This window comes from Streptomyces calidiresistens (assembly GCF_014141525.1).
In the GTDB taxonomy this organism is placed as follows: Bacteria; Actinomycetota; Actinomycetes; order Streptomycetales; family Streptomycetaceae; genus Streptomyces; species Streptomyces calidiresistens.
Map to the genome: position 1 here is coordinate 1 of NZ_VKHS01000176.1, position 8,097 is coordinate 8,097.

Consider the following 8,097-nt stretch of genomic DNA (forward strand, 5'->3'; position numbering starts at 1 on the left):
CGCCGTCCTCCCCCCGCGGCGCGCGGGAGCGGTCCGGGGCGTCCGCCGGGGGCGGCGCGAACGGGTTCTCCCGCTGCTCGTCGCCGGAATTCCTGCGGTCGGAGGCAGGGCGTCGGTCGGTCATCTGCTCCTCGTGTCCCCTTCGTGGCGCCGATCGTCCCGGGTGGTACGGCGGGTGGCGATGTCCCCGACCGTACCGGGACGGGGCCGGGACCGTCGCACGGGGTCGGCGCGGCGGGCCGGTATCGTGACCCGGGGCCCGCCCGCGCCGACCCCGCCCGGGCGCAGCCCGAGCCCCGTCCCGACCGGTCCGCCGGCCGGGGCACGAGCCCCCGCCCCGAAGGAACAACAGCCGTGGCCCCTGCCCGGGAAACGTCTCCGAAGCGCCTGGTCGTCCTGGTCTCCGGATCCGGGACCAACCTCCAGGCCCTCCTCGACACCGTCGCCCGGCTCGGCGCCGACGACTACGGCGCGCGCGTGGTGGCGGTCGGCGCCGACCGGCCGGACATCGCGGGCCTGGACCGCGCGGACGCCGCCGGCCTGCCCACCTTCGTGTGCCGGCTCGCCGACCACCCCGACCGGGACGCCTGGGACGCCGCCCTCACCGAGGCCGTGGCCGCGCACGAACCCGACCTGGTCGTCTCGGCCGGCTTCATGAAGATCCTCGGCCCGCGCTTCCTGGCCCGGTTCGGCGGACGCACCGTCAACACCCACCCGGCCCTGCTGCCGAGCTTCCCCGGCGCGCACGCCGTGCGCGACGCGCTCGCGCACGGCGTGAAGGTCACCGGGTGCACCGTCCACTTCGTCGACGAGGGCGTCGACACCGGCCCGATCATCGCCCAGGGCGTGGTCGAGGTCCGGGAGGAGGACGACGAATCCGCGCTGCACGAGCGCATCAAGGACGTCGAGCGCCGGTTGCTCGTCGAGGCCGTGGGCCGGCTGGCCCGCGACGGCCACCGCATCGAGGGACGAAAGGTGTACATCCCGTGACCACCGAATCCACCCGGCGCCCCATCCGGCGCGCCCTGGTCAGCGTCTACGACAAGACCGGGCTGGAGGAGCTGGCCCGTGGGCTCGACGCGGCGGGCGTCCGGCTCGTCTCCACCGGCTCCACCGCGAAGGTCATCGCCGCCGCCGGCGTGCCCGTCACCCCCGTCGAGGAGCTGACCGGCTTCCCCGAGTGCCTGGACGGCCGGGTGAAGACCCTGCACCCCAAGGTGCACGCCGGCATCCTCGCCGACCTGCGCCTGGACGACCACCGCGCCCAGCTCGACGAGCTCGGCGTCGAGCCGTTCGACCTGGTCGTGGTCAACCTCTACCCGTTCCGCGAGACCGTCGCCTCCGGCGCGAGCCCCGACGAGTGCGTGGAGCAGATCGACATCGGCGGCCCCTCGATGGTGCGCGCCGCCGCCAAGAACCACCCCTCGGTGTCGGTGGTCGTCAACCCCGACCGCTACCCCGAGGTCGTCGCGGCGGCCGAGGGCGGCGGCTTCGACCTGCCGGTGCGCAAGCGGCTCGCCGCCGAGGCGTTCGCCCACACCGCCGCCTACGACGCGGCCGTCGCCTCCTGGTTCGCCGCCGAGTACGCCCCCGACGCCGAGGCGCTGCCCTCCTTCACCGCCACCGCCCTGGAGCGCACCCGCTCCCTGCGCTACGGCGAGAACCCGCACCAGCCGGCCGCCCTGTACGCGGACCCGGCCGGCACCGGCCTGGCCTCCGCCGAGCAGCTGCACGGCAAGGAGATGTCCTACAACAACTACGTGGACACCGACGCGGCCCGCCGCGCCGCCCACGACCACGACCGGCCGTGCGTGGCGATCATCAAGCACGCCAACCCGTGCGGCATCGCGGTCGGCTCGGACGTCGCCGAGGCCCACCGCAAGGCGCACGCCTGCGACCCGGTCTCCGCCTTCGGCGGCGTCATCGCCGTCAACCGGCCGGTGTCGGCGGCCATGGCGGAGCAGGTCGCGGAGATCTTCACCGAGGTGATCGTCGCCCCCGACTACGAGGACGGCGCGCTGGAGATCCTCACCCGGAAGAAGAACATCCGGGTGCTGCGCTGCCCGGACGCCCCCGCGCAGCGGCACGAGGTGCGGCCCATCGAGGGCGGCCTGCTGGTGCAGGAGCGCGACCTGTTCCAGGCCGACGGCGACGACCCGGCGAACTGGACCCTGGCCGCCGGCGAGGCCCTGGACGCCGACGCCCTGGCGGAGCTGGCCTTCGCCTGGCGGGCCTGCCGCGCGGTGAAGTCCAACGCCATCCTGCTGGCCCGCGACGGCGCCTCGGTCGGCGTCGGCATGGGCCAGGTCAACCGGGTGGACTCGGCCCGGCTCGCGGTGCAGCGGGCCGGGGAGGAGCGGGCGGCCGGCGCGTACGCCGCCTCCGACGCCTTCTTCCCCTTCCCCGACGGGCTGCGGGTGCTGCTCGACGCGGGCGTGCGGGCCGTGGTGCAGCCGGGTGGGTCGGTGCGGGACGAGGAGGTCATCGCCGCCGCCCGCGAGGCCGGGGCGACGATGTACCTGACCGGGACCCGCCACTTCTTCCACTGATCTCCCGCCGAATCTCCCGCCGCAGGGAGTGGTACCGCTCCCATGGTTTGCCCGGGGGTCGGCCCGACCGCTCGTCGGTCGCGCCGGCCCCCGGGGCGTTTCGACGACCCTTCGATCCGTCCGGGAGGGGGGTTTCGCGCGGATTCCGTTGTGGGCTGCACGCAATTCGGAGGAAAACAGTGGCCCGAAAGGCGAACCACCGGGGCGGTTCGTTCGTCCGAAGAGGTGAGGGGTCCGGGTCGCCGTGGGGGGCGGCCCGGCCCCCTTTCCCGTTTCCGGTCGAACTCCATTGACGGTCGGGGGTCTTGACGGAGGAGCTGATCGCCGGCTGGATGGTCGCGCGGCGTTGGGAGCGCTCCCATTCATCGGGTGTGAGTGGGAAGGACGAAACCTTGCGAGGAGATCGGACACCGGCGGACCATCGGGCATCGCGGCCCTCGCCGCCCCCGGACACACCACCGGGGGACCGGACCACCCCGGGTCGGGTCGCGATCCGGGCGGCGCTCACCGCCTTCGTCGCCGCCACGGCCCTGCTGCTCGCCGGCCCCCTGGCGGCACCCGCCGCCGGCAACACCGGCGTCCCGGCGGGCACCGGGACCGACGGCGGTGGGGACGCAGGCCCCGGTGACGACGGCGGTGGGGACGCAGGCCCCGGTGACGACGGCGGCGTCACCACCGGAGGCGCGGACGCCGGCCCCGGCGACCCGCCCGCCGACGCGACCTGCACGGCACTGCCGGTCTTCGGCTCCTCCTGGCCGGGCGGCTTCCGGATGGAGGTGACCGTCACCAACACCGGCACCGTCCCGCTCACCGGATGGACCGTCCACCTCCCGGCCGTCAACGCCGAGCAGGTGTGGGGCGGCACCGCCGCACCCCACCCCGACGGCGGCACCCTCGTCACCAACACCCCCTGGACCGGCGCCGTCGCCCCCGGCACCTCGATGTCCTTCGGCCTGATCGGCTCGGGTTCCGGACCGACCGACGCGCGGCCCCCGGTCTGCGCCCCCCTGACCGGCTGAACCGGCCGGATCGGCCGCGCCCCACCAGTCGGGGGCGCGGCCGTTCACGGGCCGACCGACGCGGCGTACGCTGTCCGCAACACCAGGGGAGAACGGCCGACGGGGGGACGCCATGGACACCGGCGACGCACGGCCCGGGGGGTTCCGCTCGGCGGCGTGGGACGGCTCTTCGGAGCACGTCCGGACCACCCCGCGCCTGTCACTTCCGGGCACGAGGCGGGAAAGCCCGGCGCCCGCCCGCCCCCGCGACGCCGGGGGCACGACGCTCGGCTTCGTCCTGGCGGTTCTCGCCGGCGCCGGCGCGGCCGTGGGAGCCCACCGACTGCTCGATCAGCCCGTCGAGACCTCCGGCGTCCTCGGCGGCATCACCCTCCTCCTCTTCCTGGTCGCCCACACCATCGGCGCGCGTGGTGCCGGGCCGGACCCCGCCACCGGCGGGCGGATCACCGAGACCGCTCGGCAGCGCCGGGCGGAGGTCATCGCCCCGCCGGAGACCGAGCAGTGGTTGCGCCGGGCCCGCCGCGCCGCCGACCGCCTCGACGCCCACCGCGAGCTGGCCGCCCGCCGGGACGGCTCGGACGCCCTGGCCAACCTCCTCTCCGACAGCGCCGCGCACGCCCGGGTCGCCGCCGACCAGCTCGTCCACCGGGCCGAGGCCGTCACCGCCATCGACACCACCGTCGCCGACGGCCCCGACGCCCGCGAACTGCGCGGCGAGCACCTGCGCCTGACCCGGGAGATCGAGTCCCTGCCGGGGGGCCCGGTCCGCCGCGCCAAGGAGACCTCGGCCCGCGCGGTGGCCGACCGCGCCGCCTCCCGCGAGCGGCTGGAGGAACTGCGTGGGGTGCTGATGGCCGAACTGGAATCCCTCGCCCTGCACCTGGAGACCGCCGCCGAGCACGGCGGCGCGCTGCTCTCCCTGCGCACCGCCGGGGACCTGGCCGCCTCCACGCTCGACCTCACCCCGCTCACCACCGAACTGGAGGCGGTGCGCGAGGGGCTGGATCGGATGGACTCCCTCACCCGCGACCTTCTCCCCGAACTCCCGTCCTCCTGACCGGACCCGCCGCCCCGCCCGGCCACATCGGGCCGTCCCTCGCCCCGCCCGGTCGGCCTCAGCGTCGGGCGGCGCGCAGTATCTCGGTCAGGCGCGGCGGGCCCTGCTCCGGCCGCCGAGCCCACCGCGCCCGGGCGACCACCGCGTACCGCTCGTCGTCCACCGGGCCGCCCCACAGCACCGGGTCCCCGGACAACGGGACGGTCATCCACGCCGCGACCAACGGACGTATCGCCTCCTCCAACGCCTCCGCCGGCACCCCGCCCGCCCACGGCAGGGGCTCCGCGCCCTCGCCGTATGGGGAGGGGAGGGCGGCCGACTCGGCCCACCGCCCCTCGATCAGCACCAGCCGGCCGCCCGGCCGCAGCAGGGACACCCAGCGGCGCAGCGCGGTCAACGGGTCCGGCAGCGTCCACAGCAGGTGCCGCACCACCACCGCGTCCCAGCCGTCGCCGGGCCCGGCGGACGGGGCGGTGGGTATCGCGTCCGCCCGGGCCGGCTCGCCGGCCGGTGCGGTGGGCCCCGGGACGGGCGGGTCGGCGGCGTCCCCCACCAGCACCTCGCCGGACAGCCCGGCGTCCGCCAGCTTGGCCCGGGCCGCCCCCACCATCGCCGGCGACAGGTCCACCCCCGTCACCCGGTGACCGGCGGCGGCCAGGAGCACGGTCAGCGAACCGGTGCCGCACCCGAGGTCGAGCACCCGGGCGGGCGGCTCCGGAACCCACCGCGCGAGCAGGCGCGCCCAGGCCGCGCGGGTGCTCTCCTCCCACAGGCCGTGATCGGGCTCCCGGTCGAAGGTCGGCGCCGCGGCGTCCCAGTAGGAGGCCACGACGGATGCGTGCGTCCGCAGGGCTGTCATGTCGTCATGCTGGCACCCACCACTGACAATTCCCGGACGAATGCCCCGGGATCGGACGCCCGCACGGGGTCCTCTCGGCCTCAACACCGAACTCCCAAAGGGAGTTCGCACCACACCGTCTTGCCGATTCCCTCCGTCCGGGGGCGAGGTACCAGGCCCCAGTCGGAGGCCAGGGCCGCGACCAGGAGCAAGCCCCTGCCGTCCTCGGTGTCCTTTCCCCCGTGCAGCGGGTCGGGTGACGGCGGGAGGGTGGGTTGGCTCGGCGAGTGGTCGGAGACCGCGATCCGCACCCGCTCCCGGTCCAGAGTGGTCCTGATGGTCACCAGCGGGTCCGACGTGTGCCGGAAGACGTTCGTCACCAGTTCGGAGACCAGGAGGCGAGCGGTATCCACCGGGTCGTCACCCGTCAGAGGCGCCAACACCGAGGCCACGTGATCGCGGGCGATCCTCGCCGTTTCCACGGCGTTGGGTGCGATCAACAGATAGGTCCGGGTGGGGATGGATCGGGAGGGGGTGGCTGTGGCCATCTGTGGGGCGCCTTCCTGCTGGTGCGGAGAGTGGGTCACCGTGGCTCGGTCATACGGAATGACTGCACTGCGGATTCATTGACTCACTCAGAGTGAGTGAACGATAGGGCGCATCCATGTGACGGCGCAAGGGTGAGACGTGTGCGTGAGGGTGAACCGAGGCATGAGAGAGTGACGCCGCGAAACGGGACGATCGCCGGGAGTTGGAATGCCGCCGAGGAGGAACCCCACTCTCCGCCAGGTGCGCCTGGGTCTGGAGTTGCGTCGTATGCGTGAGGCCGCCGGCCTGTCGGCCCGGCAGGCCGGTGAACTCCTCGGGGGAAGTCAGGCCCAGATCAGCCACATCGAGTCCGGCCGATGGGGCGTCAGCGCCGATCGGGTGCGTCACCTGGCGGACCTCTACGGGGAGAGCGACCAGGGCTTGATCGCCGCGCTGTGCGAGATGACGGCCCGCCAGGAGAAGGGGTGGTGGGAGAGGTATCGAGGGGAGCTCCCCGATGCCTTCCTCGATCTTTCCGAGTTGGAATTCCACGCCCGTGAGATTCTGTCGTTCCAGTCGTTCACCGTGCCCGGAATTCTGCAAACCCCGGCGTATGCGCGCGTCCTTTTCGCGCACGCGATTCCGCTCCTTCCCGATGAGGTGATCGAAGCGCGACTGGAGCATCGCATCGCCCGTAAAGCGGTATTGCTGGGCGAGCGGGAGTTGCCGTTCCGTGCGGTGATCCACGAGGCTGCTCTTCGGGTGAGGTACGGCGGGGTCGATGTCGTGCGGGAGCAGATCGACTACCTGATCTCCGCCACGGGGTGGGGCAACGTCACCATCCGGGTCGTGCCCTTCACCGCGGACGTCATGATCGGATCGGCTCAACCCATGCTCTATGTCCGCGGTCCGGTCGAACGGTTGGACGCGGTTCAGTTGGACAGCGCCCACGACAACTACTATCTGAGCGATCCGGAAGACCTCAAGAGGTACAGGAGTATTTTCGACGCGGTGCAGCGGATTTCGCTGCCGCCCGATGACTCGGTGGACTTCATGCGAGAGATCCTGAAGGAGATGAAGTGACGATAAGCGCGGGTAGGTTCGTGGAAGCGAAGTGGCAAAAGTCCTCCTACTCGGAGGGCAACGGAGCCAACTGCGTTGAAATGGCACGACCCGGCCGCAGTGTCCTGCTGCGGGAGAGCGACGCCCCGGCCACCGTGCTCGGGGCCCCGCCCGCCCGCCTGGCGGCGCTGCTCGCCGCGATCAAGGAGGGGCACCTGGGCCCCCGCTGAGCGCGCCTTCGGGTCCGCCGGATCCGGCGGACCGGTAGCGTTCGGATGCCCGGGGCACCGGGCGTCCGAGCCCGTCCCCGCGTTCCCGGAGGGAAGAGATGACCGCGCCGCCCCGCCGACCCAGGGTGCTGCTGTCCGTGGCGACCTCGGTCGACGGGTACATCGACACCGCCGGCCCCGAACGCCTCCTCCTCTCCGGGGAGGAGGACTTCGACCGGGTCGATGCCGAGCGGGCCGGGTGCGACGCGATCCTCGTCGGCGCCGGCACGCTCCGCCGCGACGACCCGCGCCTGCTGGTCCGCTCCGCCGAACGCCGCGCCGCCCGGCTGGCCGCCGGCCGTCCGGAACACCCGGCCAAGGTGGTGCTCACCACCACCGGCGACCTCGACCCCACCGCCCGGTTCTTCACCACCGGCCCGGCCGAGCGGCTGGTGTACTGCCCCGGCCGGGCCGTCCCCGGAGTCGCCGTCCGGCTGGGTGACGCCGCGACCGTCGTGGACGCCGGTGACCCGCCCGATCCGGCCCGGGTGCTCGCCGACCTCGCCGCGCGCGGCGTGCGGCGGCTGATGGTCGAGGGCGGGGGCGCGATGCACACCCTCTTCCTGACGGCCGGGTTGGTGGACGAGATCCAGCTCGTCGTCGCGCCCTTCTTCGTCGGGGATCCCGCCGCCCCCCGGTTCGTCGGCCCCGGTGCCTTCCCGCACGGCCCCGACCATCGGATGACCCCGGTGGAGACCCGCCTGGTCGGCGACTGCGTGCTCATCCGATGGCTGACGCACACTGGGGATCATGACCGAGCGTCCGACTCCCCGCC

Annotated in this window: 9 protein-coding genes; 7 read left to right on the plus strand and 2 right to left on the minus strand. The window is 73.8% G+C overall.

Going from position 1 to position 8,097, the window contains the following annotated elements:
- Nucleotides 1-354: 354 nt before the first annotated feature.
- The 4 genes from purN (at nucleotide 355) to FOE67_RS10035 (ending at nucleotide 4,625) form a co-directional block, all read left to right on the plus strand.
- Nucleotides 355-990 carry a phosphoribosylglycinamide formyltransferase gene (gene purN, locus FOE67_RS10020; protein WP_182662694.1) on the plus strand — a complete coding sequence of 212 codons (636 nt, stop codon included), beginning with the start codon at nucleotides 355-357 and terminating at the stop codon, nucleotides 988-990.
- Nucleotides 987-2,549, plus strand: a complete 1,563-nt coding sequence (gene purH / locus FOE67_RS10025; protein WP_182662696.1) for a bifunctional phosphoribosylaminoimidazolecarboxamide formyltransferase/IMP cyclohydrolase — start codon at nucleotides 987-989, stop codon at nucleotides 2,547-2,549. Before purN ends, purH begins: the two co-directional genes overlap by 4 nt.
- Before the next feature lie 392 nt (nucleotides 2,550-2,941).
- On the plus strand, nucleotides 2,942-3,568 hold the full coding sequence (locus tag FOE67_RS10030; protein ID WP_182662698.1) for a cellulose binding domain-containing protein: 627 nt from the start codon (nucleotides 2,942-2,944) through the stop codon (nucleotides 3,566-3,568).
- 112 nt (nucleotides 3,569-3,680) lie between these two features.
- Nucleotides 3,681-4,625: a hypothetical protein gene (locus tag FOE67_RS10035; RefSeq protein WP_182662700.1), complete on the plus strand. Its 945-nt coding sequence runs from the start codon at nucleotides 3,681-3,683 to the stop codon at nucleotides 4,623-4,625.
- Between the two features lie 58 nt (nucleotides 4,626-4,683).
- Here the strand turns inward: FOE67_RS10035 and FOE67_RS10040 are convergent, their stop codons facing one another.
- Nucleotides 4,684-5,484: a class I SAM-dependent methyltransferase gene (locus tag FOE67_RS10040; RefSeq protein ID WP_182662702.1), complete on the minus strand. Its 801-nt coding sequence runs from the start codon at nucleotides 5,482-5,484 to the stop codon at nucleotides 4,684-4,686.
- An 80-nt stretch (nucleotides 5,485-5,564) separates the two neighbouring features.
- Nucleotides 5,565-6,011 (minus strand): ATP-binding protein, encoded by a 447-nt coding sequence (locus FOE67_RS10045; RefSeq protein WP_182662704.1) that lies wholly within the window; start codon nucleotides 6,009-6,011, stop codon nucleotides 5,565-5,567.
- A 241-nt stretch (nucleotides 6,012-6,252) separates the two neighbouring features.
- On the opposite strand from FOE67_RS10045, the gene FOE67_RS10050 reads away from it, so the two are divergent.
- From FOE67_RS10050 to FOE67_RS10060, 3 genes are all read left to right on the plus strand, one after another.
- Nucleotides 6,253-7,074 carry a helix-turn-helix domain-containing protein gene (locus FOE67_RS10050; protein WP_323384625.1) on the plus strand — a complete coding sequence of 274 codons (822 nt, stop codon included), beginning with the start codon at nucleotides 6,253-6,255 and terminating at the stop codon, nucleotides 7,072-7,074.
- Complete coding sequence (locus FOE67_RS10055) at nucleotides 7,071-7,283, plus strand: DUF397 domain-containing protein (RefSeq protein ID WP_323384627.1); 213 nt, start codon at nucleotides 7,071-7,073, stop codon at nucleotides 7,281-7,283. Before FOE67_RS10050 ends, FOE67_RS10055 begins: the two co-directional genes overlap by 4 nt.
- A gap of 98 nt (nucleotides 7,284-7,381) precedes the next feature.
- On the plus strand, nucleotides 7,382-8,097 hold a 716-nt coding region (locus tag FOE67_RS10060; protein ID WP_182662708.1), incomplete at its 3' end, for a RibD family protein.